General features: G+C 73.4%; 21 protein-coding genes. 6 read left to right on the plus strand and 15 right to left on the minus strand.

Going from position 1 to position 25,393, the window contains the following annotated elements; genetic code table 11:
- Positions 1 to 231: 231 nt before the first annotated feature.
- A complete protein-coding gene (locus tag AB0230_RS14270; RefSeq protein ID WP_366376414.1) occupies positions 232 to 3,942 on the minus strand; it encodes an aldehyde dehydrogenase family protein in 3,711 nt (1,236 codons plus the stop codon).
- Positions 3,943 to 4,126: 184 nt separating this feature from the next.
- Here AB0230_RS14270 and AB0230_RS14275 point away from each other — a divergent pair, with 184 nt between their 5' ends.
- On the plus strand, positions 4,127 to 5,104 hold the full coding sequence (locus tag AB0230_RS14275; protein ID WP_366376416.1) for an acetylxylan esterase: 978 nt from the start codon (positions 4,127 to 4,129) through the stop codon (positions 5,102 to 5,104).
- A gap of 30 nt (positions 5,105 to 5,134) precedes the next feature.
- Here the strand turns inward: AB0230_RS14275 and AB0230_RS14280 are convergent, their stop codons facing one another.
- Positions 5,135 to 5,695 (minus strand): acyl-CoA thioesterase, encoded by a 561-nt coding sequence (locus AB0230_RS14280; protein ID WP_363389000.1) that lies wholly within the window; start codon positions 5,693 to 5,695, stop codon positions 5,135 to 5,137.
- A 45-nt stretch (positions 5,696 to 5,740) separates the two neighbouring features.
- Positions 5,741 to 6,646 (minus strand): DUF817 domain-containing protein, encoded by a 906-nt coding sequence (locus tag AB0230_RS14285; RefSeq protein ID WP_315994394.1) that lies wholly within the window; start codon positions 6,644 to 6,646, stop codon positions 5,741 to 5,743.
- Positions 6,647 to 6,751: 105 nt separating this feature from the next.
- On the opposite strand from AB0230_RS14285, the gene AB0230_RS14290 reads away from it, so the two are divergent.
- Together AB0230_RS14290 and cofE are read left to right on the plus strand one after the other, a co-directional pair.
- Complete coding sequence (locus AB0230_RS14290) at positions 6,752 to 7,258, plus strand: GNAT family N-acetyltransferase (RefSeq protein ID WP_315994393.1); 507 nt, start codon at positions 6,752 to 6,754, stop codon at positions 7,256 to 7,258.
- A gap of 2 nt (positions 7,259 to 7,260) precedes the next feature.
- Positions 7,261 to 8,019, plus strand: coding sequence for a coenzyme F420-0:L-glutamate ligase (gene cofE / locus AB0230_RS14295; protein ID WP_366376419.1), 759 nt, complete (start codon positions 7,261 to 7,263; stop codon positions 8,017 to 8,019).
- Positions 8,020 to 8,068: 49 nt separating this feature from the next.
- Here cofE and AB0230_RS14300 read toward each other — a convergent pair whose 3' ends face one another.
- The 3 genes from AB0230_RS14300 to AB0230_RS14310 are packed head-to-tail and all read right to left on the minus strand — an operon-like array spanning position 8,069 to position 9,944.
- A complete protein-coding gene (locus AB0230_RS14300) occupies positions 8,069 to 8,665 on the minus strand; it encodes an energy-coupling factor transporter transmembrane protein EcfT (protein ID WP_366376421.1) in 597 nt (198 codons plus the stop codon).
- The gene (locus AB0230_RS14305; RefSeq protein ID WP_315994390.1) at positions 8,659 to 9,345 is read right to left on the minus strand and encodes an ABC transporter ATP-binding protein; all 687 of its coding nucleotides are present in this window, start codon (positions 9,343 to 9,345) and stop codon (positions 8,659 to 8,661) included. Before AB0230_RS14305 ends, AB0230_RS14300 begins: the two co-directional genes overlap by 7 nt.
- Complete coding sequence (locus tag AB0230_RS14310) at positions 9,342 to 9,944, minus strand: biotin transporter BioY (RefSeq protein ID WP_315994389.1); 603 nt, start codon at positions 9,942 to 9,944, stop codon at positions 9,342 to 9,344. The genes AB0230_RS14305 and AB0230_RS14310 overlap by 4 nt, the downstream gene beginning before the upstream one ends.
- 54 nt (positions 9,945 to 9,998) lie before the next feature.
- On the opposite strand from AB0230_RS14310, the gene AB0230_RS14315 reads away from it, so the two are divergent.
- Positions 9,999 to 10,652, plus strand: coding sequence for a TetR/AcrR family transcriptional regulator C-terminal domain-containing protein (locus AB0230_RS14315; RefSeq protein WP_315994388.1), 654 nt, complete (start codon positions 9,999 to 10,001; stop codon positions 10,650 to 10,652).
- 173 nt (positions 10,653 to 10,825) lie between these two features.
- Here AB0230_RS14315 and AB0230_RS14320 read toward each other — a convergent pair whose 3' ends face one another.
- The 3 genes from AB0230_RS14320 to AB0230_RS14330 form a co-directional block, all read right to left on the minus strand.
- Positions 10,826 to 12,385 (minus strand): cytochrome b/b6 domain-containing protein, encoded by a 1,560-nt coding sequence (locus AB0230_RS14320; RefSeq protein WP_366376424.1) that lies wholly within the window; start codon positions 12,383 to 12,385, stop codon positions 10,826 to 10,828.
- Between the two features lie 270 nt (positions 12,386 to 12,655).
- Positions 12,656 to 13,621 (minus strand): electron transfer flavoprotein subunit alpha/FixB family protein, encoded by a 966-nt coding sequence (locus AB0230_RS14325; RefSeq protein ID WP_366376426.1) that lies wholly within the window; start codon positions 13,619 to 13,621, stop codon positions 12,656 to 12,658.
- Positions 13,621 to 14,397 (minus strand): electron transfer flavoprotein subunit beta/FixA family protein, encoded by a 777-nt coding sequence (locus AB0230_RS14330; protein WP_363577009.1) that lies wholly within the window; start codon positions 14,395 to 14,397, stop codon positions 13,621 to 13,623. Before AB0230_RS14330 ends, AB0230_RS14325 begins: the two co-directional genes overlap by 1 nt.
- Before the next feature lie 318 nt (positions 14,398 to 14,715).
- On the opposite strand from AB0230_RS14330, the gene AB0230_RS14335 reads away from it, so the two are divergent.
- Entirely contained in the window at positions 14,716 to 15,243 is a 528-nt protein-coding gene (locus AB0230_RS14335; RefSeq protein ID WP_366376428.1) for a MarR family transcriptional regulator, read from the plus strand.
- Positions 15,244 to 15,345: 102 nt separating this feature from the next.
- Here AB0230_RS14335 and AB0230_RS14340 read toward each other — a convergent pair whose 3' ends face one another.
- The 3 genes from AB0230_RS14340 to AB0230_RS14350 all read right to left on the minus strand — a co-directional run bounded on the left by AB0230_RS14340 (position 15,346) and on the right by AB0230_RS14350 (position 18,376).
- Positions 15,346 to 16,134: an enoyl-CoA hydratase-related protein gene (locus AB0230_RS14340; protein WP_315994383.1), complete on the minus strand. Its 789-nt coding sequence runs from the start codon at positions 16,132 to 16,134 to the stop codon at positions 15,346 to 15,348.
- Positions 16,135 to 16,398: 264 nt separating this feature from the next.
- Entirely contained in the window at positions 16,399 to 17,577 is a 1,179-nt protein-coding gene (locus AB0230_RS14345; RefSeq protein ID WP_366376430.1) for an acyl-CoA dehydrogenase family protein, read from the minus strand.
- A 79-nt stretch (positions 17,578 to 17,656) separates the two neighbouring features.
- A complete protein-coding gene (locus AB0230_RS14350) occupies positions 17,657 to 18,376 on the minus strand; it encodes a VIT family protein (RefSeq protein ID WP_366376432.1) in 720 nt (239 codons plus the stop codon).
- Positions 18,377 to 18,571: 195 nt separating this feature from the next.
- Between AB0230_RS14350 and AB0230_RS14355 the strand changes: the two genes are divergently transcribed.
- The gene (locus AB0230_RS14355) at positions 18,572 to 22,048 is read left to right on the plus strand and encodes a choice-of-anchor I family protein (protein ID WP_366376434.1); all 3,477 of its coding nucleotides are present in this window, start codon (positions 18,572 to 18,574) and stop codon (positions 22,046 to 22,048) included.
- Positions 22,049 to 22,175: 127 nt separating this feature from the next.
- Here the strand turns inward: AB0230_RS14355 and AB0230_RS14360 are convergent, their stop codons facing one another.
- The 3 genes from AB0230_RS14360 to AB0230_RS14370 form a co-directional block, all read right to left on the minus strand.
- Positions 22,176 to 22,892 carry a Type 1 glutamine amidotransferase-like domain-containing protein gene (locus tag AB0230_RS14360; RefSeq protein ID WP_366376436.1) on the minus strand — a complete coding sequence of 239 codons (717 nt, stop codon included), beginning with the start codon at positions 22,890 to 22,892 and terminating at the stop codon, positions 22,176 to 22,178.
- 101 nt (positions 22,893 to 22,993) lie between these two features.
- Complete coding sequence (locus tag AB0230_RS14365) at positions 22,994 to 24,172, minus strand: thiolase family protein (RefSeq protein WP_366376438.1); 1,179 nt, start codon at positions 24,170 to 24,172, stop codon at positions 22,994 to 22,996.
- Positions 24,172 to 25,356: a bifunctional 2-methylcitrate synthase/citrate synthase gene (locus tag AB0230_RS14370; RefSeq protein ID WP_366376440.1), complete on the minus strand. Its 1,185-nt coding sequence runs from the start codon at positions 25,354 to 25,356 to the stop codon at positions 24,172 to 24,174. The genes AB0230_RS14365 and AB0230_RS14370 overlap by 1 nt, the downstream gene beginning before the upstream one ends.
- Positions 25,357 to 25,393: the final 37 nt, after the last annotated feature.

Consider the following 25,393-nt stretch of genomic DNA (forward strand, 5'->3'; position numbering starts at 1 on the left):
CGCGTTCGGCCTCCGACGCTACCCGCCCGCGTCGCGGCCGCCCAGGGTTTTCGAAACCACCCCACGGCCGGCGCCGCCGCGGGCGCACGCCCCGGTCGCGCGCTCGCGCCCCGCACCGGCGCGAGACCACGCGACCTGGGCGAACACGCGCGCCACGACCCGTGACCTCGGCGAGATCCCGTGACCTCGACCACCGGGCAGGGGCCGCCCAGGGCGCAGCGAGAGCGCGCCTCAGATCACCTCGGCGCTCCAGGGGTCGACGCGGCCGAAGCGAAACGCGCCGATCGACACGGCCTGCTCGCGCAGGAACGGCAGCAGTTCGAGGCGACCCGCCGTCGTCACCTCGTCGGCGTAGAGGGTGAGCGACACGTCGGCGCCGACCGTCTCGGCGACCGCCGCGCGCACCGCCTCGACCGTCGCCGCGGGACCCACCAGGCGCACACGCCCCGGCCGCGGAGCGACGATCGGCGTCTCGCCGCCGGTCTCGGCATCCGGGATGCCACCCGCCAGGCGCTGCAGCCACTCCTGGTCGCTCTCGACCGACACCGCGATCTCGCTCTCGCCGAGCAGGTGCCGCACGGCCGCGGGGAGCCCCACCGGCGTGCTGAGCGAGAACGTCGAGCCCGATCGCACCGCCGCCACGAGCACGCGCAGCACCGCCTGCCACGACGCATCGGCCGTCGCCCGCACGGCCACGTCGGCCGGACGGTAGCGGCGGAGATTGCGTTCGACGCCGAGCCGCGAGACGTCGCGCACGCGGCCGTACTCGCGATCCCACGCCACGGCGTCCGACAGCGCTCCGCGGCGGAGCCAGTCGAACGCCTCGTACGACAGGGTCGGCTGCGCGGCCTCGATGAGCGCGGTGATGCGACTGTCGAGTCCGCGCAGGTGCAGCGTCGACGACGACGCCCCGCCGGTCGAGGGCCGCCACGAGCCGAGCGTCACGAGCCGGTTCGGCCCGCCCGACATCGCACCGTTGCCGACCGCCGCCTCGCCCCACCCGCCGATCGGCTCGCGCTGCACCACCGCGCCCGTCGAGGCGCGGTTCACCCGCAGCACGGCGGCTTCCACGGTGTCGAGCCAGAGGTCGAGGTCGGCCGCATCGCGCGTGTGCAGCCCCGCGACGAAACCCGAGCCGATCGCGTTCTGCAGCTCGATCGCCCGCGTCACGGTGGGGGCGTGCAGGATGCCGAGCACCGGAGCCGCCACCGCGGCCCGGGTCAGGTGCGACCCGGCGGTGACCCCCGTGCGCACGCCCGGCGACCAGAACCGCCCGGCCGTCTCGGGACCGAGGTCGAGTTCCCGCGGCTCGACGAGCCACCGTTCGCCGTCGCCGAGCACGGTCAGGGCACGCCGCACCTCGCCTGTCGGCTCCTCGACCAGGGGCCCGACATCGGACAGCGGGTCGTCGGCCGGTCCCACGCGCAGCGAGGACACGGCATCCTTCAGCTGGTCCGTGAACCGCGCGGAGCGCGCGGCCGCACCGACGAGGATGACGAGCGACACCGCGGTGGCCGCCTGCCCCGCCCGCGCGAAGGCGCCGGTCACGATGTCGGCCACGGCCTCGTCGAGGTCGGCGGAGGGCGCGACGATCACGGCGTTGCGACCGGCGGTGAGCGCCTGCATCGCCAGCGCGGGACGCCAGGCGGCGAAGCGCTCGGCCGTGGTCCGGGCACCGGAGAGCAGCACGCGGTCGACACCCGGGTGGGCGATCAGCGCCCGGCCCGAGGCGTCTTCGTTCAGGTCGACGTAGGCGAGCACGTCGCGCGGCACCCCCGCCGCCCACAGCGCGTCGGCGACGACCGCCCCCGCGCGGCGCGCCCGCGGCGAGGGCGTGAGCAGGACGCCCGACCCCGCGGCCAGGGCGGCGAGCGTCTCGCCCGCGCACAGTCCCACCGAGGCGTTCCACCGGGGCGCGACGACGGTGAGGCGATCGGGGACGAACACGGCCCCCGGCACCCGGTCGAGCTCCTTCGCCGTCGAGGCGTAGTACGCGGCGGCGTCGACCGCCTGACTCACCTCGGCGTCGGCTTCGGCGAGAAGCGCGCCACCCTCCGACGCGAGCACCTCGATCAGCTCGGCGCGGCGAGCGGCGAGCGTCCGCGACGCCGCCTGCAGGACCGCCGAGCGATCGGCGGCGGCCAACGCGCCCCACACATGGGCACCGGTGCGCACGCGCGTCACGGCCTCGTCGAGGCCGCTCTCGTCGTCGATGCGCCCCGCGGCGGCCGTCGCATCTCCCGCGGTCGAGCCGCCGACGCGGTCGAGCACGGCGAGGGCCCAGGAGCGGTCAGCGGCGACCGTCGGGTCGGTGTCGGCGCTGTTGCGGAAGCCCGCGGCTCCCCCGGCGAGCTCCGCGCTCTCTCGTGCCGAGAACACCGCGGTGTCGACGAACGCCTGCCCGCCGAACAGCATCTGCTGCACGTCGGGGCCCAGGGCGGAGGTGTCCTCGGATGCCGCGGCCTCGCGCGCGATGCCGAGCACGGCCTGCGTGAGACCCGGGTCGTCGGCGTCGGCATCGGCGGGGTCGCGCAGGATCGCCGGCTCCGGCGCGACGTCGCGCAGCGGCAGGCGGCCCGCGGGCGGCGGTGCGTCGGCTCCGGCGAGCGCGCGGCGCGCGCGGGCGGCGACCGCGGCGGTCTCCGGTGTCGCGGCGTCGGGCTCGTCCTCGTCGCCCGACGCCTCGCCGGAGGCGCTGGTCGGCCCAGCCGGCGGGAGCCCCGCAGTGGTCGCGACCATCGCGGCGGCGGCAGCGGCGAGCGGTGCGGCGACCGCGTCGAGGTCGTCGGGGTGCACGACCGCCACCGCCCGGACGCAGGCGGCGTCGGGGATCCACGGCGTGGCCCGCGGCAGCACGAGTGCGACCTCGGCACCGGCGTCATCGCCGAGCGCGAGGGCGAGGGCGGCGCGCTCCGGGTCGGCCGTGGCGACCTCGACCCGCAGGCCGTCGCGGGCGCGCGTGCTCAGCGCTTCGCGGAGGACGCGCACCAGGGCGGCGTCGACGTCGTCGCGCGCGGTGACCGCGGGCGCCTGCCATCCGTGGCGGGCGGAGGTCGCGGCATCCGGGGTCTCGATCGGGGCGTCGTCGAGACGCACCGTGAGGCGCTCGCCGGCATCGTGCGTGCGCTGCCGTGCCCACGCCGCGAGCTCCCGCGCGGCCTCGACCGTCTCGGAGACGGCCACGGGGAGGGCGATGCCCGCGCGCATGCCGGTCAGACGCGGTTCCTCGAGCACGCGGGTGAGCACGGCGACGGTCACGTCGAGCTCGGCGCGGTCGCGGACGACGAGGGTGAGGTGCGTGCCGGCGGCGAGCGCGTCGAGGAACAGGGGCAGGACGCGCTCGGCCGCGTGCTCGACTTCGGCGTCGAAAGCCCATGCCGACCGGCCCGCCACCGCGTCGGCGAGCGGGAGCGAGACGCGTTCGACGTCGTCGCGGGAGACGAGCGACCGGATGCCGTCGAGCCGACGTCGCGCGGCGGTGTCACCGAGGACGGCGGGTCCGACCAGGCGGAGATCGGGGGTCTCCCCTTCGGTGGCGAGCGCGGCGAGGTCGGCGGCGAGACGCTCGGGACGCGCGTCCACGACGAGGGAGCCGACGAGATCGCGCAGGGCGCGCTTGGCGAGGGGCACGGCGGGCGTGGGCATCACCGGGGCGACCGCGCCGCCGAGCTGGAGCGCCCCGCGCACGAACCACGGGAGCGAGGAGGGCACGACCTCGGCCAGGCGGTGCAGGGCCGCGGCCGACGCGGTGAGACTCTCGGGCCGGAGCACGCCGTCGACGGCTGCGGCGGTGAAGTCCGCGGCCTCCGCGTCGGTGGCGAGGTCGCCGCCACGGGCGGGGGCGACGGGGCGCGGCGAGAACGCGGCGATCCGCGCTGCGGCACGCTCGGCGACGTCGGAGGAGAGCGCAGGACCGGTGGCGCGAGGGTCGTTCGTGCTCATGAGCGCCAGCCTAGGCATCGCGCGCGTGGCATCCCGGCGGCCCGCCGCGCAAGCGGCGGATCCGACGCGCACCACTCGGATGACGACCCGCGCACGACCGGCCGCAATGCGATGACACCGTGACGGGCACCGGATCGTCTCCTTCGCTACTGTCGGTGCAGCCCCCACATCGACGGAGATCCGCATGGCCCAGACTTTCACCGACCTTCCCCTCGAGCTGCTCCGCGAGTACCGTCCCGCGCTCACCGCGCCCGACGACCTCGACGCGTTCTGGGACGAGACGCTCGCCGAGGCCCGGGCGGCCGCTCGCCCCCTGCGGCTGGCCGAGGTCGCGTCGCCCGTCCGAGCCCTCCGCGTGCAGGACCTCACCTTCACCGGCTTCGGCGGAGACGAGATCCGCGGCTGGGTCGTGCGCCCGCACGGCGACGAGGAGCTGCCCGCGGTCGTCGAGTTCATCGGCTACGGCGGCGGACGCGGCCTCCCCGGCGAGAAGACCGCCTGGGCGACGGCGGGTTACGTCCACGTCATCATGGACACCCGGGGCCAGGGGTCGACGTGGAGCGTCGGCGACACCCCCGATCCGCACGGATCGGCCGCCGCCTTCCCGGGCGTGATGACCCGCGGCATCCTCGACCCCCGCGATTACTACTACCGCCGGCTGTACACCGACGCCGTGCGGCTGGTCGACGAGGTCTCGCGGATGGAGGGCGTCGACGCCTCGCGCATCGCCGTGACCGGCGGGAGCCAGGGCGGCGGACTCTCGATCGCCGCCGCGGCGCTGGCGGGAGAGGCGGTGGCCGCGCTCCTGCCCGACGTGCCGTTCCTCGCGGACTTCCCGTCGGCGATCGTGCGCACCCCCCTCGCCCCCTTCACCGAGATCACGCGGTTCCTGTCCGTCCACCGGGATGCCGAGGACGCGGTGCTGCGCACCCTCTCCTACGTCGACGGAGCGATCCTCGCCCGCCGCATCACCGCTCCCGCGCTGTTCTCGGTCGCGCTGATGGACGACGTCGTGCTGCCCTCGGGCGTTTTCGCGTCGTTCCACGCGCTGGCATCCACGGATACCGCGATCGAGGTCTACCGCTACAACGGGCACGAGGGCGGCGGCTATCGCCACTTCATGAAGCAGGTGGCCTGGCTCGACGCGCGCTTCGGTCGCTGAGCCGCTCGGCGGCGGCTGCGGGGTCGGCGCTCAGCTCCAGACGCTCGGCGCCGGGCGCTTCGTCGACGGCAGCGACGAACCCGCGGCCCAGTCGTGCACCCACGACTCGATGTCGGGCAGCCCCTCCGGCCGACCGACGGCGGCGAAGAGCTCGTCGTGCGGGACGGTCCCGCCGGTGCGGCGCAGGATGCGTGCCCGGATGATCGCGCGGGCGTAGATCTCGCCCTTCACCAGCGCGCGGTGCTCGAGGTACACGGCGCGGTCGTCGTGCCCGATCAGGCGCGTCTCGAGCTCGAAGCGCTGCCAGAGCTCCAGCGAGCGGCGGAAGGTGATGGTCTCAGCCGCCACCACGGCGTACCAGCCCTGCGTCGTCATCGCCGACATCAGTCCGGCGCGGGTCAGCAGGTCCCAGCGCCCGAGGTCGAACAGCGACAGATACCGCCCGTTGTTCAGGTGGCGCAGCAGATCGATGTCGGTCGGCAGCACGCGGATGCGCAGGCGCGCCACCGTGTTCGGATCGATGGGCCCCTCGCGGCGCAGACGACGGCGGGCACGGACGAGCACGAGAAGCGTGCGCCAGAGGACGTTCACGAGGGGCGAGCGTAGCGAGTCGACGACGGATCGGCGATTGCGTTGTCACATATCCACAGGATGACCGGTCGATCCCTGAGGCGTCGGCTCCTCGGCATCCGGCCTGCGCGGCGGATAGACCCACGTGACGAGCACCACCGAGACGATCATGAGCAGGAACCACGACGACAGCTTCGACGCGTCGACCGGATGCCACCCGCCCACCTGCGAGGGGTAGAGCCAGGCTCCCGCGTAGGTGGCGATGTTCTCGGCGAGCCAGATGAACAGCGCCACGCCCGCGAACGCCAGGAGCAGCGGCATGCGGAACGTCCCCCGGAAGAAGCGGAAGTGCATGGTCGTGCGGCCCCACAGCACGACGACGGCCAGGACGAGCCCCCAGCGCAGGTCGACGATCCAGTGGTGCGAGAAGAAGTTGACGTAGACGAGCGCCGCGACCACGGCGGTGAGCCACCGTCGCGGGTACCGCGAGAAGCGCAGGTCGAACAGCCGGTACACGCGGACCATGTAGCTGCCCACCGCGGCGTACATGAACCCGCTGTACAGGGGCACCCCGCCGAGGCGCAGCACGCCGTCGGCGGCGTACATCCACGACCCGACGTCGGTCTTGAACAGCTCCATCACGGTACCGACGACGTGGAAGAGCACGACGACCCGCAGCTCGCGCAGGGTCTCGAGGCGACCGGCGACCATGGCGACCTGGATCAGCACCGCGGCGATCGTGAGGGCGTCGTTGCGGGCGAGCGCGGCGCCGTCGGGGTACCAGAGCTTCGCCGCGAGGACGACCACCAGGAAGGCCGCCCCGAACACGCAGGCCCACGCCTGCTTGAGCACGAAGACGGCGAACTCCACGGCCCGCGCCCGTGCCCCCGAGGTGGGCGCGCCGGCGAGCAGACGGTTCGCGACCGCGTCGATGCGGGCCTCGACGGGGGTGAACGAGCGACGATCCGGCACCCGCGCATCGTGGCACACCGCGCCGGACAGACGCCTCTCTTACCCCATCGCCTCGCGCGCTCACCCCGATTTCACCTCCGCCGTGCCCGCGCGTAGAGTCGCGCCATGACTGCGGAAACCCGAACCGACATCGTCGTCCGTCCGGTGCGCGATGTGGATGCCGAGGCCCTGGGCCGCGTGCACGCCACCTGCTGGCACGAGACCTACGACCACCTCATCAGCAAGGCGGCCCTCGAGGCCGTCTCCCCGCGTCGCATGGCCGAGCTCTGGACCCACTGGGCCGCCCAGGGCGACGGATACCGCATGCACGCCGCCCTCGTGAACGGCGAGATCGTCGGCTTCGTCGGCTCGGGTCCGGCGCGCGATGACGACGCCCCGCGCGAGCGCGAGCTGTACTTCATCTACCTGCTCGATGCCTACCACGGCACGGGCATCGGCCAGCAGCTCTTCGACGCCGCCGTCGAGGAGGGCGAGGGCCTGTACCTCTGGGTCGCCGAGGACAACCCCCGCGCGCACCGCTTCTACACGCGCAACGGCTTCGCTCTCGACGGCGCCTCGCACACCGAGCCCTTCCTCGGCGAGGAGCTCACCGAGGTGCGCTTCGTCCGCTGATCGTGCTGCAGATCTGGGCCCTCGACGGCATCCGTGAGATCACCCCCGGCGACGACCTCGTCGGGGTGATCCTGGATGCCGTCGACGGACCCTTGCGCGACGGCGACATCGTCGTCGTCACGAGCAAGATCGTGTCGAAGGCGGAGGGGCGCATCATCGAGGCCGCCGACCGCGAAGACGCGATCACGCGCGAGACCGTGCGCCTCGTGGCCTCCCGCACCTCCCCCACCGGACATGTGACGCGCATCGTCGAGAACCCCCTCGGCATCGTCTCGGCCGCCGCCGGCGTCGACGCGAGCAACACCCCCGAGGGCACCGTGCTGCTGCTGCCCGTCGACCCCGACGCCTCGGCGCGGGCCCTCGCCACCGGGCTGCGCGCGGCGACGGGCGCGCACGTGGGCGTGATCATCACCGACACGCTCGGCCGCGCCTGGCGCGAGGGCCAGACCGATCACGCGATCGGGGCCGGTGGCATCCACGTCTTCGAAGACCTCCGCGGAACGGTGGATGCCGAAGGCCGCCCCCTCGTGGTGACCCTGCCGTGCGTGGCCGACGAGATCGCCGCCGCCACTGATCTGGTCAAGGGAAAGGCCGCGCGCCGGCCCGTCGCGATCGTGCGCGGGCGCGCCGACCTCGTCGGAGACCTCGACCTTCCCGGTGCGCGCTCGATCGTGCGCGACCCGGTGCGCGACATGTTCCGCCAGGGCGCCGACGAGGCCTACGCCGAGGGCTTCGCGGCGGGCCGCGCGGCGGGGGCGTAGCGGGGCGCCGAGTCGCTCGAACCACGCCGTCGGCGAGGACGAGGCGACGTCAGCGCACCCCGCGGGCGGCGAGCGCCTCGCCGAGCTGGTCGGCGTGCCGGAGCGACAGCACGACGAAGGGGAGGATGCCCGCGCGCAGCGACGGCCGGATGCCGCGGGCGCGCTGGGCCTCGCGCACCTCGGCGGCCAGCCGCGCGAGGACCGGGACCGTCGTGATCGTGACCGCGAGCAGGAGCGCCGCGCGGTCGGCATCCATCCCGATCCTGCGGAGCGGGCGGAGGCCGCGCTCGAGGGCGTCGAGCATGTCGTCCACGCGGGTGGTCAGCGGCAGCAGGGCCGCGATGAGCAGCGCCGCCGCGACGCGCGCCGTGTTCGCCGACGCGGGTTCGGGGCCGAGGAAGACGAGCTGGCCGGTCGCGGTGATCGCCAGGATCCAGCGCAGGCCTCGGAGCTGCCGCCCCAGCTCGAGCACTCCGAGGCCGGACACGGCATAGGCGAGGACCACGGCTCCGCCGCAGACGGCGGCGGTCCACGCCGCGCTCGGCAGCGACGCCAGCCCGAGCGCGACGATCGCGAGCAGGAGCATCGTGGGGCCCGCGGGCAACCGGTGCAGGATGCCGCCGCCGGGCCGGTAGAGGCTCAGCACCTCAGCGCCCGTTCGTAGGCGTCCACCACGTCGAATGCCGCGCCCGCGGCGCTCACGGACCCCTCCGCGAACAGCACGGCGGCATCGCACCGTCGCGCGAGGGCCAGGTCATGGGTCGCGAGGATCAGGGCGTGCCCGGTGTCGGCCAGGAGGTGGCCGGCGACGCGGCGCGCGTTGCGGGCGTCGAGGAACGCCGTGGGCTCGTCGGCGACGACGAGGTCGGGCTCGCGGATGAACGCGCCGCACAGCGCCAGCAGCTGCTTCTGCCCGCCGGACAGGTCGTGCGCGGGCCGATCGGCGACGTCGGCGAGCGCGAATCGCGCCAGGGCGCGGGCCACCCGCTCCGCGCGCTCCGCCTTCGACAGGCGTTCGGTGCGCAGCGAGAACCCGACGTCGTCCGCGACGACCGGCATCACGATCTGGGCGTCGGGGTTGCTGAGGACCAGGGCGACGCGGCGGCGCAACTCGGCGGCATCCCGATCGGGATCGAGGCCCCGCACGGTCAGCTCTCCCGCCGAGCGCGGGAGGAGGCCCGCCACGAGCCGCGCGAACGTGGACTTGCCCGAACCGTTGTCGCCGACGACGGCGATGGTGCGGGCGGTGAGGTCGAGCGTGACGTCGCGCAGCACCTCGCGACCGCCGAGGCGGGCCGACAGCCCGTCGCAGCGGATCGTGCTCACGCCGTGGTTCCGACCGCGACCGGCGCAGGGGCCGCCTCGCGCCAGTCCCGACGGAAGCCGCGGGGGTAGGCGCGCACGAGGGCGGTCACCACCACCGTCGCCAGCGCCGCCTTGAGCAGATCCCCGGGCACGAAGACGAGGCTGGAGAGGGCGGTCTCCCCGAGCGGAAGTCGGGTGACGAGGCTCTGGACGGGGATGCCGAGGGCGTAGATCGCTCCGACGCCGCCGGCCAGCATCGCCAGGGCGGTGCGCCAGACGACCGGGCGGCGACCTCCCGCGTGGACGAGGAGGCCGATGACGATCGCGCCGAGGATCCACCCGAGCGCGTATCCGGCGGTGGGGCCGAAGAAGACGCCGATCCCGCCTCGCCCCCCGGCGAGCAGCGGGAGACCGACCGCGACCAGGGCGAGCAGCACCGTCACCGACAGCGCGCCGAGCCAGGGGCCGAGCACGGCACCGGCGAGCATGACGCCGAGCGTCTGAGCGGTGATCGGCACGCCGCCGAAGACCGGAAAGCTCCCGGGGAGCCCGAGCGCGGCGATGAGGGCGGCGAAGACGGCGACGCGGGCGAGGTCGGTGGCGTCGAGGGTGCGAGTCATGGGGAGCCTTCCTGAACAGTGTTCACCTGAACGGCGTTCACTATACTCATCCCCATGGCACCTCGAGGACACTCCGCCGACGACGTCGCCCGCACGGCCCTGCGCATCCTCGACGACCACGGCCTTCCCGACCTGACGATGCGTCGCCTCGCGACGGCGCTCGAGGTGCAGCCGAGCGCCCTGTACTGGCACTTCCCCAACAAGCAGTCACTCCTCGCAGAGCTCTCGGATCGGATCGTCGGGCGGATGGCATCCGGCCCGGCCGTCGATCTCGTCCGCGAGGCGCACGCCCTTCGCGACGCCCTGCTCGCCTATCGCGACGGCGCCGAGGTGGTCTCGAGCACGCTCGCCATGGGCTTGGGGTCGTCCGTCGCGGTCGAGCGCCTGTCGTCGGCCGTCGTCGACGCCGGATTCGACGCCGGCACCGCTCGTCGGGTCGCGACGACCGTGCTGCACTACGTGCTCGGATTCGTCTGGCACGAACAGCAGCGCCTGCAGTACGACAGCGCGGGCGCGCGTCCCGATCTCGCCGCGGCATCCGGTCTCGCTGACGCGGGTCTCGATCGCACCGCCGCGCGTTCCGGCAGCGCCGCCGCGGATTCCGGCATCGCCGCTGCGGGCTCCGCCGGCGCACCGGCGGGCCTGGCCGGCGATGACTTCGCGTTCGGCCTGGAGCTCATCGTCGCCGGCCTCCGCGCGCGCGTCTGAGGGCACGCCGGGCCGGGGCCCGGGGCCTCCTCACGGGTCGCGGGCTTCCGCCGAGACCGCGTGGTCGCGCCGAGACCGCATGCGTTCGCTGCCGATCCCGTGCGGTCTCGGCGACCGGTGATGTCTCGGCGACCGGGTGCGGTCTCGGCGACAGGGGCGCGGGGGGCGCGGCGTCAGCGCTGCTTCACCTCGCCGAACAGGCGGGCGATCGGCACGAGCACCGCGGGGCGCGCGGCGATCCACGCCGCCGCCATCACGACGAGGGATGCCGCGAAGATCAGCAGTCCGGTCGGGTCGCCGGTGAACGCCTCGGGGTCCACCGACCCGCGGGCGGCGTACATGTGGTTCAGGTTGCGCAGGGCGCCGGTCGCGAGCACGAGGGCGACGTGCACCACGATGAAGGCCACGAAGAAGAGCATCGTCGGGAAGTGGACCTTCCGCGCCCACTCGGCCGGGTACAGCCGGTCGAGCTTCTCGGCACCCTTCGGCCAGACGCCCGACAGGCGCACGCCGCTGACGATCGCGAGGGGCGCGGCGACGAAGGTGACGGCGAAGTACGACAGCTGCTGGAGGCTGTTGTAGTTCACCCATCCGTTCTCGGTGGGCCAGTCGAGCGAGGCGTACTGGAGCGCGGCCGAGAGGGCGTTCGGGAACACCTCCCACGAGGTCGGCACGATCCGCATCCACTGCCCGGTGACGAACAGCAGCACGACGAACACCACGCCGTTCGCGATCCACAGGATGTCGAGCGCCTGATGGAACCAGAGGGCGAGGCTGATGCGCCGCTTCCGGTTGTTCCGCGGGGACCAGAAGGCGGAGGGTCTCTTCTCGCGACGCACCTGCCAGCCGGTGCGGATGATCAGCAGCAGGAAGAAGCTGTTGAGGAAATGCGACCAGTTGAGCCACGCGGGCAGACCGACGGGCGCGGATGCGGGGAGGGGGTACTCGCCGGGGAACGCCGCGAGGAACTCCCGCCCGGGCCCGAGCGCGAGCACGAAACGCGCGAGCAGCACCACGATGCCGACGAGGGCGAGGGCGAAGACGCCGAGCACGGCGGCCGAGCCGAGGAGCTGCACGGGCGAGTAGTCGCGCAGAGCGGCCGGGGGCGACCACGCCGAGGCCGGCCGGGCCGCGCCACCGGCGGGGACGGATGCCGCGCGGGCGGCCGTTCCGGGAACGGCGTCGCGTCCCGCGGCCGCTCGGCGCGCGGCGGCTCCGGGCCAGACGGTGCGGCGAACGGTGAGCGGAGGGCGCGGGGCCGCGGGCGCGGAGGGCGCGGAGGCCATGAGGGGTGCGGGAGTCGCGCGCGCCCCGGGCTCGGCCGTCTCCGTCGCGGACACGACGCCGGGCTCGGACGACTGCCGCGACGTCGGCCCCGCGGACGCCCCCGATCCGATCCCGTCGCTCCGGCCCGATTCCGGCGTCGGCTGCGTGCCCACCGCGACGGGTGCCGGCGGCCAGGGCTCGCCGCCCGGCGTGCGCGGGAGCCCACGGCGCACACCTCCGGTCGCGGCATCCGTCACCGGAGGCGTGGCGGCCGGGTCGGAGTCGCTGGTACCGCCCGAGGGTTCGACGGCATCGGAGGCGAGCACCGGATCCGCGGGGGAGGGCGTCTCCGCTGCGATCCCGCTGCGCCGAGCGGATCCCGTGGAGGGCGTTCCCGGCGAGGCGGATGCCGGCGGCCACGGCTCGCCGCCCGGCTCGCGGGGGAGACCGCGGCGCACCGTCGGCACCGCAGCGACCCCCACCTCGAGCGAGCCGGGCTCGGGGCGCGCATCCTCCGTCCGCGCCTGTGACGTCGTTGCACCGCCCGCATGTCGCGGCCCGGGGTCTGCGAGCTCCGCACCGCTTCGCGGGGTCGCGGCAGAGCCCGCGTCTTGCTCCGCAGCCACCGCGGCATCCGCGCCGTCTCGCACGGACGCGCCGGAACCCGCGGGCGGCCAGGGCTCCCCACCGGGGACGCGCGGCAGCCCGCGTCGCGGAGTGCGGGGTGTGGACGCCATCTACTTCTTGTGGGCCTCTAGCGCGCTGATGAGTTGCGGGACGACGGTGAACAGGTCTCCGACGATACCGAAGTCGGCGATGTCGAAGATGGGAGCGTCGGGGTTCTTGTCGACCGCTACGATCACGCCGGCCGTCTGCATCCCCGCCCGGTGCTGGATCGCCCCCGAGATGCCCAGGGCCACGTACAGCCGCGGCGAGACCGACACCCCGGTCTGTCCCACTTGCGTGTTCGCGGGGGCGTACCCCGCGTCGACGGCCGCGCGCGAGGCACCGACGGCCGCGCCGAGCACGTCGGCGAGGTGCTCGACGAGCGCGAAGTCCTCCTTCGAGCCCAGCCCTCGGCCACCGGCGACGACCGCGCCCGCTCCGCGCAGCTCGGGCCGCGTCGAGGGGGCCACGGTCTCCGAGAAGTCCTCGACCCGGGCGGACGGAGCCCCGGATGCCGTCACCTGCAGGCCGCGCACGGCGAGCGGCTGCGCCTCGAGGCGCGCGTCCACCGCCCCGGGGCGCAGGGTCGCGACGAGGGGACCGAAGGTCGGCGCCCCGTCGACCGTGAACGCACCGCCGAAGGCCGCGTGGTGGGCGACGACGCCGAGGTCGTCGCGCCCGACCCCGACGACGTCGGTCGCGAGCGGCAGGCGCAATCGCACCGCGAGGCGGGCCGCGGCATCGCGCGACTCGATCGCGTTCGAGGCGAGCACGAGGTCGGGGCTCTCGGCGGCCACCGCCGCGGCGAGCGCATCGACGACGGGGCCGGTGAGCACCGCGGGATCGACCTCGGCGGTGAGGACGCGCACCGCGCCGAACCCCGCGGCCTGCTCCGCCGCGCGATCGAGCACGTCGGCGGGAGCCGCGAGGACGGCGACGGGCTCCCCCGCTTCCGCGGCGGCGGCCAGCAGCCCGGCCGACGAGGCGGCGAGTGCGCCCGAGGGCAGCACCTCGAGCAGGACCAGCGCGACGCTCATCACGCCACCCCCTCGGCCACGAGGAAGGCGGCGAGCTTCTCGCCCGCATCGCCCTCGTCGACGATCTTCGTACCGGCGGCGCGCGGGGGCCTCTCGGTGACCGACAGCATGATGTAGCGCGCCTGTGCGGGGTCGTCGGCCTCGACGCCGAGCTCGGCGAGATCCCACGTCTCGAAGGGCTTCTTCTTGGCGGCCATGATGCCCTTGAAGGTCGTGAAGCGCCCCTCCGGAAGCGCCTCGGTGATCGACACCACGGCGGGGAGGGATGCCGACACCCGCATCGTCCCGGCATCGCTCACGCGGTCGCCCGACACGGAGTCGTCGGCGACCTCGAGGCTCGACAACGCCGTGAGCTGCGGCACGCCGAGCATCTCGGCGACCATGGCGGGGACGACTCCTCCCCCGCCGTCGGTGGAGAGGTTGCCCGCGATCACGAGGTCGAAGCCCGTGCGGCGGATCGCCGCGGCGAGCACGTCGGCGGTCAGCAGCAGATCGGCGCCGCGCAGAGCGTCGTCGACGACGTGAACGGCCGAGGTCGCCCCCATCGCCAGGGCCTTGCGCACGGTCGCCGTGGCCGAGGCGGGGGCCATCGTGACGACGACGACCTCGGTGCCGGGGTGCGCGTCGGCGTGCGCGAGCGCCGCCTCGACCGCGCGCTCGTCGATCTCGTCGAGCACCGGGGCCGACGAGGAACGGTCGGTCAGACCCGTCTCCAGGTCGAGACGACGGTCGCCCCACGTGTCGGGGACTTCTTTGATGAGCACCACGATCTTCATCGACGCGGCTCCTTCGTTCGGGGGACGGATGCCGCGACGTCGCGGCGACGGGATGACTGCTTCACGGACGGGCCCGGGAGTCGCCGACCCCGCCGACCGGACCGAGCCCGCGGAGGGTTCGACGGGCTCAGCCACCGCCTTCCCGCGGCCGAGCAGCGAAGCGGCCCCTCCCCGGCGAGGCGGAGGTCCCTGAGCCCGTCGAAGGGACCGGGTCGCGCAGAGGCGTCGACCGGCCTCGGAAGGCTCAGCCACCGCCGTCCCCGCGGAGAGCGGGCCGCCGCGCCGCCCGAGCGGTACCGTGACAGGCGAGGAGGATCCATGACGCGACGACTGCCGGTCGACCCGATCGCCGAGGCCAAGCGCCAGTGGCTCGCGCACGGGTGGGACGACGCGGCCGACGGCATGACGGTCGTGACCTCGGTGATCCGGGCGCACCAGTTGCTCATGGCATCCATCGACCGGGCGTTGAAGCCCTTCGATCTGTCGTTCTCGCGCTTCGAGATGCTGCGGCTGCTCGCCTTCACCCGCGAGGGACGGATGCCGATGGCGAGCGCGATCGCGCGCCTGCAGGTGCATCCAACGAGCGTGACCAACACCGTCGAGCGCTTGGCCCGCGACGGGTACGTCACGCGTGAGCCGCACCCCACCGACGGGCGAGCCGCACTGCTCGCGCTGACCAACGCCGGGCGACGACGGGTCGATGAGGCGACGACCGCGCTCAACGACGTGTTCGCCGACCTCGGCCTCGACGACGACGATGCGAGGGCTCTCGTGCGCATCATCGCGCGCTTCCGCAAGGGCGCCGGTGATTTCGCCGACCCCGCCCCGGTGCCCGACCCGCTCTGAGCATCGACGGTGACGCGTCGCACGCCCCCGCCCGCCGGTCGCCCGCGGGCGCGCCGATCCGCGAGGCGACGTAGTCGCCTGCGTGGGCCGGGCTGACCGTGCTCATCGGTGCGTGAACGACGGCGACCGCTTCTCGCGGAACGCCGCCATCCCCTCCTTCTGGTCGGCGGTGTCGAAGAGCGCGGCGAACGCCTGCCGCTCGAAGCGCACGCCCTCGGCGAGCGTGGACTCCAGAGCGACATCGAGCGCCGCCTTGGCGGCGTAGAGCGCCGGCAGGGGCTTCTCGGCGATGGTGCGGGCGGTGCTCTCGGCGTCGTCGAGCAGCTCGGCGGCCGGCACCACACGGGACACGAGGCCCGCGCGCTCCGCCTCGGCGGCGTCGATCATGCGCCCCGTGAGCACCAGCTCGGCGGCCTTGTAGTACCCGAGCGCGCGGACCAGCCGCTGCGTCCCGCCCATTCCGGGGATGACACCCAACTGCACCTCGGGCTGGCCGAACTTCGCGCGATCGGATGCCAGGATCACGTCGCACATGAGGGCGAGCTCGCACCCGCCGCCCAGCGCGTAGCCCGACACCGCGGCGATGACCGGCGTGCGCACCGCGGCGAACCGCGTCCAGGCCCCGAAGTGGTCGGTGAGCATCATGTCGAGTCCCGACTTCTGCTCCATCTCCTTGATGTCGGCTCCGGCCGCGAACGCCTTCTCGCTGCCCGTGACGACGATCGCGCCCACGCCCTCGTCGGCGTCGAACGCCTCCGCCGCCGCGACGACGTCTCGCATGGTCTGCGTGTTCAAGGCGTTGAGAGCCTCGGGTCGGTCGAGGGTGATCCACCCGACGCGGCCCCGCTGCTCGACGCGGATCGTCTCGTACTCGGCATCCTGGTCCGTCATGTCACTCCCGTCGTGTCACCGCGGTCGACCCCGCTCCTGGCATGCTCGCACGCGCCCCCGACATCCGCCGAGGGGGTTCCGCCGCCGGCCCGTCGACGTCGTGCCGGGGCCGCGAGGCTGTCGAGCCCGGCGCGCGCTTCGCGCTGCGGGGCGTGGCACGTACGCTCCGACGCGCGGATTCCGCCCCGAATCGGGCCGGCCCCGTCCGCGCCCGCGCCACGCCCACCGAATCGCCCCGCACGAGCCCCAGCCTCTCAGGCGGTGTCACGCCGCGAGGACGCTGCGACCGACGATGAGGCGCATGATCTCGTTCGTCCCCTCGAGGATCTGGTGCACGCGCAGGTCGCGCACCACCTTCTCGATGCCGTAGTCCTGCAGGTAGCCGTAGCCGCCGTGCAGCTGCAGGGCCTCGTTGGCGACGCGGAAGCCCACATCGGTCGCGAAACGCTTGGCCATCGCGCAGCGGGTCGCGGCGTCGGGCGCCTTGGCATCCAAGGCCCGGGCGGCGTCGCGCACGAGCAGACGTGCGGCGTCGAGCTCGGTCGCCATGTCGGCCACGGCGAAGATCACGGACTGCTTCTCGCTGAGGGCCTCGCCGAAGGTGAACCGCTCGTGCACATAGGCGACCGCCCGGTCCAGCGCCCACCGCGCACCCCCGAGGGAGCACGTGGCGATGTTGAGCCGCCCGCCGTTGAGCGCGTTCATCGCGATCGAGAACCCGCGCCCCTCGCCGCCGAGCAGGTTCTCCGCCGGTACGCGCACCTCGTCGAGGATCACCGGGCGGGTGGGTTGGGCGTTCCAGCCCATCTTCTTCTCGTTCGGCCCGAACGACAGGCCCGCGGCGTCGGCGGGGACGAGGAACGCGCTGATGCCGCGGGCCCCCGGCTCGCCGGTGCGCGCCATGACGACGTAGACGGATGCCTCTCCGGCGCCCGAGATGAACTGCTTCACGCCCGTGAGCACGTACGTGTCACCGTGGCGGATCGCGGAGGTGGCGATCGCCGCGGCATCCGATCCCGCGCCCGGTTCGGTGAGGCAGTAGGCGCCGAGGTCGTCCATGGCCACGAGCGAGGGCAACCACCGCTCGCGCTGGGCCGCGGTGCCGTAGGTGTCGATCATCCACGCGACCATGTTGTGGATCGTGATGTACGCCGTCACCGTGGGGTCGCCGTAGGCGAGCTCCTCGAAGATCGCCACCGCGTCGGCACGCGACAGCCCGGCGCCGCCCACGTCGTCATTGACGTAGACGCCGCCGAGACCCAGCTCCCCCGCGCGGCGCAGCACGTCGCGGGGGAAGTGCTTCTCGGCATCCCATTCGAGGGTGTGCGGGGCGAACTCGGTCGCGGCGAAGTCGCGCACGGCGTCGAGGATGGCGTCGCGCTCATCCGCCGACAGGGTGCTGACCGGTGAGGCGTCGAGCACGGGAGCAGGGGTGGTGTCCATGCGGCTCTCCTTCGTGAGGCGACGGCGTCGTCGCCTGCTCAGATTACCTGGACGTCCTAGTAAATGGTAGAGGGGTCGATTACCCCGCGGACACCCCGAACAGTGCGCCGACGGCGTACGTCGCCGCGAGCGCGAGCGCCCCGCCGATGACGGTGCGCAGCACCGCCCGCCCCCGCCGGGCCCCGCCGATGTACGCCGCGATGTAGCCGGTGATCGCGAGCGCGATGAGCACCGCGACGAAGGTCAGCGGCACCCGGATCTCGACGGGCGCGAACAGGATCGTGGCCAGCGGCAGCAGCGCGCCGATCGTGAACGCCACCGCCGAGGCGAGAGCCGCCGCCCACGGACTCACGACGTCGTCGGCGTCGATGTTGAGCTCGACCGCCAGATGCGCCGTGAGAGCATCGGATGCCGTGAGCTCGGTCGCCACGCGCGTCGCCGTGTCGCGCGAGAGGCCCTGCGCCTCGTACATGCCCACCAGTTCGGCGAGCTCGGCCTCGGGGTCGTCGGCCAGCTCGCGCTTCTCCTTCTGGATGAGCGCGTGCTCGCTGTCGCGCTGGCTCGACACCGAGACGTACTCGCCCAACGCCATGGAGATCGCGCCACCGACGAGGGCCGCGAGACCGGCGATCAGCACGGGACCGGTGTCGCTCGTCGCTCCCGCGACGCCGACGACGACCGCGGCGGTCGAGACGATGCCGTCGTTGGCGCCGAGGACTCCGGCCCTCAGCCAGTTGAGGCGCTGCGAGAGTCCCTGACGGTGCGGTTCATCGGCGTGCGCGCCGTTCGCGGTGGTCATGGGCGAGAGGATATCCCCGCCGTCGACACCCGGACGCCCTTGCGTCGACGTCGACGAGCCGTGCGGGTCCGCCGTTCCCCCGTCGTTCACTCGGGCGACACCGCCCGCGGGCAGACTCGCCGCCATCGCCGCCCCCGCGGCGTCCTCGCGCCGTTCTCGACGCGCGAGCTCCCCCCTGCATCCGAGGACACAGCCATGCCTTCGCCCCTCCTCCGCCGCGCGGTCGCGTTCAGCGCGACCACCGCCGCGGTCTGCGCTCTCGCTCTGTCGAGCGCCACCGCGGCATCCGCCGCTCTCGTCTCCGATCCCGTGCGTGACGTCGCCGCCGACGGCGCGGTGTCGCTGCGTCCGCTCGGCACGTACGAGACCGGGGTGTTCGACCAGTCGGCCGCCGAGATCGTGCACGCGTACAAGAACCGCCTCTTCGTCGTGAACGCCCAGGCCGGGGCCGTCGATGTGCTCGACAACGGAAACCCCGCCGCACCGACGAAGCTGTACTCGATCGCCGGCACCGGGATCGCGAATTCCCTCGCCGTCCGCGCCGACGGCCTGGGCGTCATCGCCCTGGAAAGCACCGACAAGACCGCGCCCGGACGTCTGGTCTTCTTCGACGCGGATGCCGCCGCGCCCACGATCCTCGGAGAGGTCACGGTCGGCGCTCTGCCCGACATGGTCGCGATCAGCGACGACGGCTCCTTCGCGGTCGTCGCGAACGAGGGCGAGCCGGCCGATGACTTCACGACCGACCCCGAGGGTTCCGTCGGCGTCGTCGCGCTGCCGAGCACCAAGACCGCCCCGACCCAGGATGCCGTGCGTACGGCCGGGTTCGGAGCCTTCGAGCAGGGCGGCTCGAAGTCCCTCGACCCCGCCGTCCGGGTCTTCGGCCCCGATGTCGCCGCCCCCGACCAGGGCTCCACGCCGCTCGCCGCCAACCGCGTGAGCCGCAACCTCGAGCCCGAGTACGTCGCGATCGCCGGCTCCACGGCGTACGTCGCGCTGCAGGAGGCCAACGCCGTCGCGGTCGTCGACCTGGCGACGGCGGAGGTCACCGGCATCCGGTCCCTGGGCTTCAAGGACTACGGCGTCGAGACGCTCGACGCGAGCGACCGCGACCCGAAGGATGCCCCGACCTTCAACGAGAAGAGCTACCCCGGCCTGTTCGGCATGTACATGCCCGACGGCATCCAGGCCTACCAGTCCGGCGGCGAGACCTACCTCGTCACCGCCAACGAGGGTGACGGTCGCGAGTGGGGCGACTTCACCGACACCGCCCGCGTGAAGGATCTCGGCTCCGACGGTCTCGCGCCCGTGTGCGCCGACAGCCCGCTCGCGGGCTCGCTCGGCGACGCCGCCCTCGGTCGCCTCAACGTCGCGACCGACATGGGCCTGAACGCCGAGGGCACCTGCTACTCCGCGCTCTACACCTTCGGCGGGCGCGGGTTCTCGGTGTGGAACACCGCGGGCGAGCAGGTCTTCGACTCGGGCTCCGACTTCGAGCGCATCACGCACGATGCGAATCCCGATTTCTTCAACTCGAACCACTCGGCGTCGAATCTGGAGGGTCGCAGCGACGACAAGGGCCCCGAGCCCGAGAACCTCGCGATCGGCGAGGTCGACGGGCGCACCTACGCCTTCATCGGCCTCGAGCGTGTCGGTGGCGTGATGACCTACGACATCACCGACCCGAAGAACGCGACCTACGCCGGGTACGTCAACAACCGCGACTTCTCGGTCTCGGTCGAAGACCGGCTGACCGGCGATGAGACCGCCGACCGCGAGCTGCTGGCGAAGGCCGGCGACCTCGGTCCCGAGGGCGTGGAGTTCATCTCCGCCGCCGACTCTCCGACGGGCCGCCCGCTCGTGGCCGTGGGCAACGAGGTCTCGGGCACCACCACCGTGTTCGCGGTGGAGAACCCGAACGTGAAGGACATCGACATCCTCACGATCAACGACTTCCACGGCCGCCTTGAGGCAGGCTCGCAGGGCGAGGCCGGAGCGGCCGTCCTCGCCGGCGCCGTGAAGGCGAAGGAGGCCGCCAACCCGAACACGCTGTTCGTCTCGGCGGGCGACAACATCGGCGCCTCCACCTTCACCTCGCTCATCCAGGACGACTCCCCCACGATCGACACGCTGAAGGCCTCGGGTCTCGACGTCTCGGCCGTCGGCAACCACGAGTTCGACCGCGGCTTCGCCGACCTGACCGACCGCGTGCTCCCCGAGTACGGCGGCGGGGAGTTCGGCTTGGGCGCGAACGTCTACAAGAAGGGCACGAAAGAGCCCGTACTCGACGAGTACGCCGTCAAGGACGTCGACGGCGTGCGCGTCGCCTTCATCGGCACCGTGACCCCCGACACCGCGACCATGGTCGACCCGGCCGGCATCGCCGACCTGGACTTCGGCGACCAGCTCGAGGCGGCGAACCGCGTGGCCGACGAGATCACGGCGGGCGACCTCGCCGACGTCATCGTGCTGCTGACGCACTCGGGGGCTGCGACGTCGAACGACTGCGCCGCCATCGCCGCCGACCAGGCGGGTTTCGGCGCCCTCGCGGTCAACGCCTCTCCCGAGATCGACGCCGTCGTCTCCGCGCACACGCACCAGACCTACGCGTGCGACCTGCCGGTGGCCGGCACCGACCGGACGCGCCCCGTCATCCAGGCCTCGGAGTACGGCAAGGCCATGGGGCAGCTGTCGCTGAGCTGGGACACGCGCACCGACTCCCTGGCATCCATCTCGGGGACGACCTTCCCGCTCGCGGGCGCGGCGGCTCCGGATGCCGACATCGCGGCCAAGGTCGCCGCGTACGTTGCGCAGGCCGACGTCATCGGCGCGAAGCCGGTCGGCGAGATCAGCGGTGACATCCTGCGCGGCGGAACCCCCTCGGGAGCGGACCGCGGCGTCGAGTCGTCGATGGGCAACTGGGTGGCCGACGTGTACCTCTGGGCGACGTCGAAGAACCCGGCCTACGCCGGCACCACCGCCCAGATCGCACTGATGAACCCGGGCGGCCTCCGCGCCGACCTGCTCAAGGGCGACGACGGGGTGGTGACCTACAAGGAGGCCGCCCTCGTGCAGCCCTTCGCCAACACGCTCGTGACGGTGACGCTGACGGGTGAGCAGCTCCGCAGCATCCTGAACGAGCAGTGGAAGGCCACGGGAGACCGGCCGAAACTGCACCTGGGCGTGTCCGACGGGTTCACGTACACATACACGCAGGACCCGTCGAACCCGCGGGTGGGCGCGGTCGTCTCGATGGCCTACCAGGGCCGCGCGATCGCCGACACCGACACCTTCACGGTCGTGACGAACTCGTTCCTCGCCAACGGTGGCGACGGCTTCCCGACCTTCGCCGCGGGCACCGACCGCACCGACACCGGGCAGATCGACCTCGACGCGACGCTGTCGTACTTCGAGGCGATCCCCGTGGTCGATCCGGCGCCGCTCGGGCGTGCGGTCCTCGCGACGGATGCCACTCCGCAGCCGGGTCAGCCCGGCACCGAGCCGACGCCGGTTCCCGCCCCGGACCAGCCCGGCCGGCCCGCGGGAGAGCGCCCCGGCAGCGGCCTCGCCAACACGGGTGTCGAGGCGCCGTGGGGCCTCGCCCTGGCGGGCGGGTTCCTCGTGGTCGCGGGCGGGCTCGCGTTCGCCCTGCGCAAGCGCCGCACGGTCTGACGCCGGACGCCGGAACGGCCCTCACCCTCGCGGGTGGGGGCCGTTCCCGTTCGCGTGGGGGGTCGGAAGCCGTCGCCGGGAAGCACGTCGGGCGATACTTCCTGACCCCTCACGACCGCGTGGCGCCTCAGGCGCGGAGCACCTGGACGTGCACCCCGGATGCCGTGGACTCGACGCGCCAGACCTGACCGCTGCCGCGCACGGCCGGGGCCGCCTGCGCCGAGATCACCAGGGCCGTGTTCTCGTCGATGGCCACACCGTCGGTGACGAGACCGGCGTCGACCGCGGCGACGAGACGCGAGAGGGTGCCCCACTGGGCGGCGTGGACGTCGACGGCGAAGTCGAGGAGCCCGAGGCCCGGGCGCACCTCGACGGCGTCCAGCTCTTCGCCCGCGTCCTCCGACACGACCTCGACCCCGCCGACCCGGTACCCGCCGACGAGCGCCGGACCCGCGGCGATGGACGCTCCCGCGGAGAACCCGGCGTACGGCATGCCGCTCGCGACCCGTTCGCGGATCGCCTCCCGGATGCCGCGGACCGCGTCGTGATACGCCGGAGTCAGACCCCCGCCGACGAAGACACCGTCGGCGTCCGTCATGGCATCCGCGAAGGTCTCTCCCTCGACGACCGCGTGCACCCGGATGTCGTCGGGTGCCGCTCCGGCGGCCTCGAGCACGCCGCGGAACCGGTCGACCGACGCGTCGTCGTGGGCTTCGAGCACGAGCAGGAGCGCGATCACGGGCGCGCGACCGGCGGCGTGCTCCCGCGCCTCGCTCACGAAGGCCTGCAGCAACGACGCGCAGACGGCGACATCGCGGCCGCCGCCGAGAAGGAACACACTCATGGGCCCAGTATCCCGGGTGCCCGCCTTCGCGCGGGTCGCCAGCTTCTGTCGCTCCGGGACGCCCCTGGGCGACGCATCCTGGCGACTCGCGCGGGCGGGGGTCAGTACCGCCGCAGCAACGCCGCGAGGGCCTGGCCGCCGCCGATGCACATCGTCACGACGGCGTACTCGAGGTCGCGGCGCTGCAGATCGAGGGCCGCGCGCACGGTCAGGATCGCGCCGGTCGCGCCGACGGGGTGGCCGAGGGCGATCGCCCCGCCGTACGGATTGACCCTCTCGGGGTCGAGGCCCGCGTCGCGGATGACCGCGACCGCCTGAGCGGCGAAGGCCTCGTTCACCTCGATCACGTCGACGTCGGCGGGGGTGAGCCCGGTCCGCTCCCACAGCCTCTGCAGCGCGATGACCGGCGCGTAGCCCATGATCTCGGGGTCGACGCCGGCCGTGGTCACGGCCTCCAGCGTCGCGAGCCCGGTCAGCCCGCGCGCGCGCACGTCGTCCTCGCGCATCAGCACGGTGGCCGCCGCGCCGTCGTTGATGCCCGAGGAATTGCCGGCCGTGACCGACCCGTCCTTCTCGAAGGCGGGACGCAGTCCCGCCAGGGCCTGCATCGTGGTCCCGGGGCGGGGGTGCTCGTCGATCGACACCTCGACCGGCTTCCGCCCCCCGGTGGTCACGGGCACGATCTCCTCCGCGAAGGCCGCGCGCGCGGCATCCGTCGCCGCTCTCCGCTGACTCTCGACGGCGAAGGCGTCCTGCTGCTCGCGCGAGACGGAGTAGCGGGATGCCACGACCTCGGCCGTCGTGCCCATGTGCCGACCGCTGAAGGGGTCGGTGAGGATCGCGAGGGTGCCGTCCAGGAGCGTCCGGTCGCCGAGACGGGCGTTGCCGCGGGCGCCGTACTCGAGGAACGGCGTGCGCGACATGCTCTCGTCACCGCCCGCGACGGCGACGTCGATGCCGCCCCAGCGCAGTTCCTGCGCGGCCGACCAGATCGCCTGCAGGCCCGAGCCGCACAGGCGGTTGACGGTGAAGGCGGGCACACGGGTGGGCAGCCCCGCGGCGAGTGCGACGCGGCGGGCGTTGTAGGCGTCGGGGCCGTTCTGGGCGATGCAGCCCATGACGACCTCGTCGACGTCGGCCCCGTCGACCCCGGCGCGGCGCAACGCCTCGGTGACCGCGACGGCCCCGAGCTCGTGGGCATCGACGCCCGACAGCGCACCGCCGAACGAGCCGATGGGCGTGCGGGCGCCCGAGACGATGACGATCCGCGGCTCGGACATCAGCCCGCCGCCTCCTCGGGGCGCTCCTGGGCATCGACGTCGGCGGCATCCGGGACGTATCCCTCGACGTGGCGCTCGTCGGGGCCGACGTAGGCCGACAGGGGGCGGATGAGGGCGTTCGCCGCCTGCTGCTCGCGGATGTGCGCCGTCCAGCCGGTCACCCGCGCGGCGACGAACAGGGGCGTGAAGGTGAGCGTGTCGAAGCCCATGAGGTCGTAGGCCGGGCCGGAGGGGTAGTCGAGGTTGGGGTAGATGCCCTTACGCTCGACGAACTGCGACTCCAGGGCGTCGTACAGAGCGGCGACGTCGGGGCGGTCGTAGTGCGCGACGAGGGTGTCGAGGGCCGCCTTCATCGTGGGGACGCGCGAGTCGCCGCGCTTGTACACGCGGTGACCGAAGCCCATGATCTTGCGCTTCTCGGCGAGCGCGGCGTCGAGCCAGGGCCCGACGTTCTCGGCCGAACCGATCTCGGTGAACACGTGCAGCACGGCCTCGTTCGCCCCGCCGTGCAGGGGCCCCTTGAGCGCGCCGACGGCGCCGACGACCGCGGAGTAGAGGTCGCTGAGCGTCGAGGCGATGACCCGGGCGGTGAAGGTGGAGGCGTTGAAGGAGTGCTCGGCGTACAGGATCATCGAGCGGGTGAACGCGTCGACGACGACAGCGTGCGCTTCCTCGCCGAACGTCATCCACAGGAAGTTCGCCGCGTAGTCGAGGTCGTCGCGGGGCTCGATGAGCTCCTCGCCCCGTCGGCGGCGCTGGCCGTACGCGACCACGGCGGGAAGCTGCGCCCACAGGCGGATGCTGCGCTCGAGGTTCTCCTCGGGGGTGCCGACGGCATCCATCACGTTCGAGATGCCCGCGGTCTCGCGCGCGCCGATGACGCTCACGGCCGTGCGCACCTCGTCCATCGGGTGGGCGCTCGTGGGCAGCAGGTCAATCGCGGCCCGGACGTCGTCGGTCAGCGCCCGATGCGCGCGCTCCGTCTCGCGCAGGGCGGCGAGCTGCGCCGCATCCGGCAGCTCGCCGTTCCACAGCAGGTACGCCACCGCCTCGAAGGGCTGGGTCGCCGCGAGCTCCTGCACCGGATACCCGCGGTACAGCAGGCTGTTGGTGTCGGGGTTCACCTTGCTGATCGCGGTCTCGTCGACCGTGACGCCGGCGAGGCCCTTGTTGATGTCGGTCATCGTCTCTCCTTCGAGTCGTGCACGTGCGGGTGGGGCC

The sequence above is a fragment of the Microbacterium sp. NPDC089190 genome (assembly GCF_040701795.1).
Taxonomy (GTDB): Bacteria; Actinomycetota; Actinomycetes; order Actinomycetales; family Microbacteriaceae; genus Microbacterium; species Microbacterium galbum.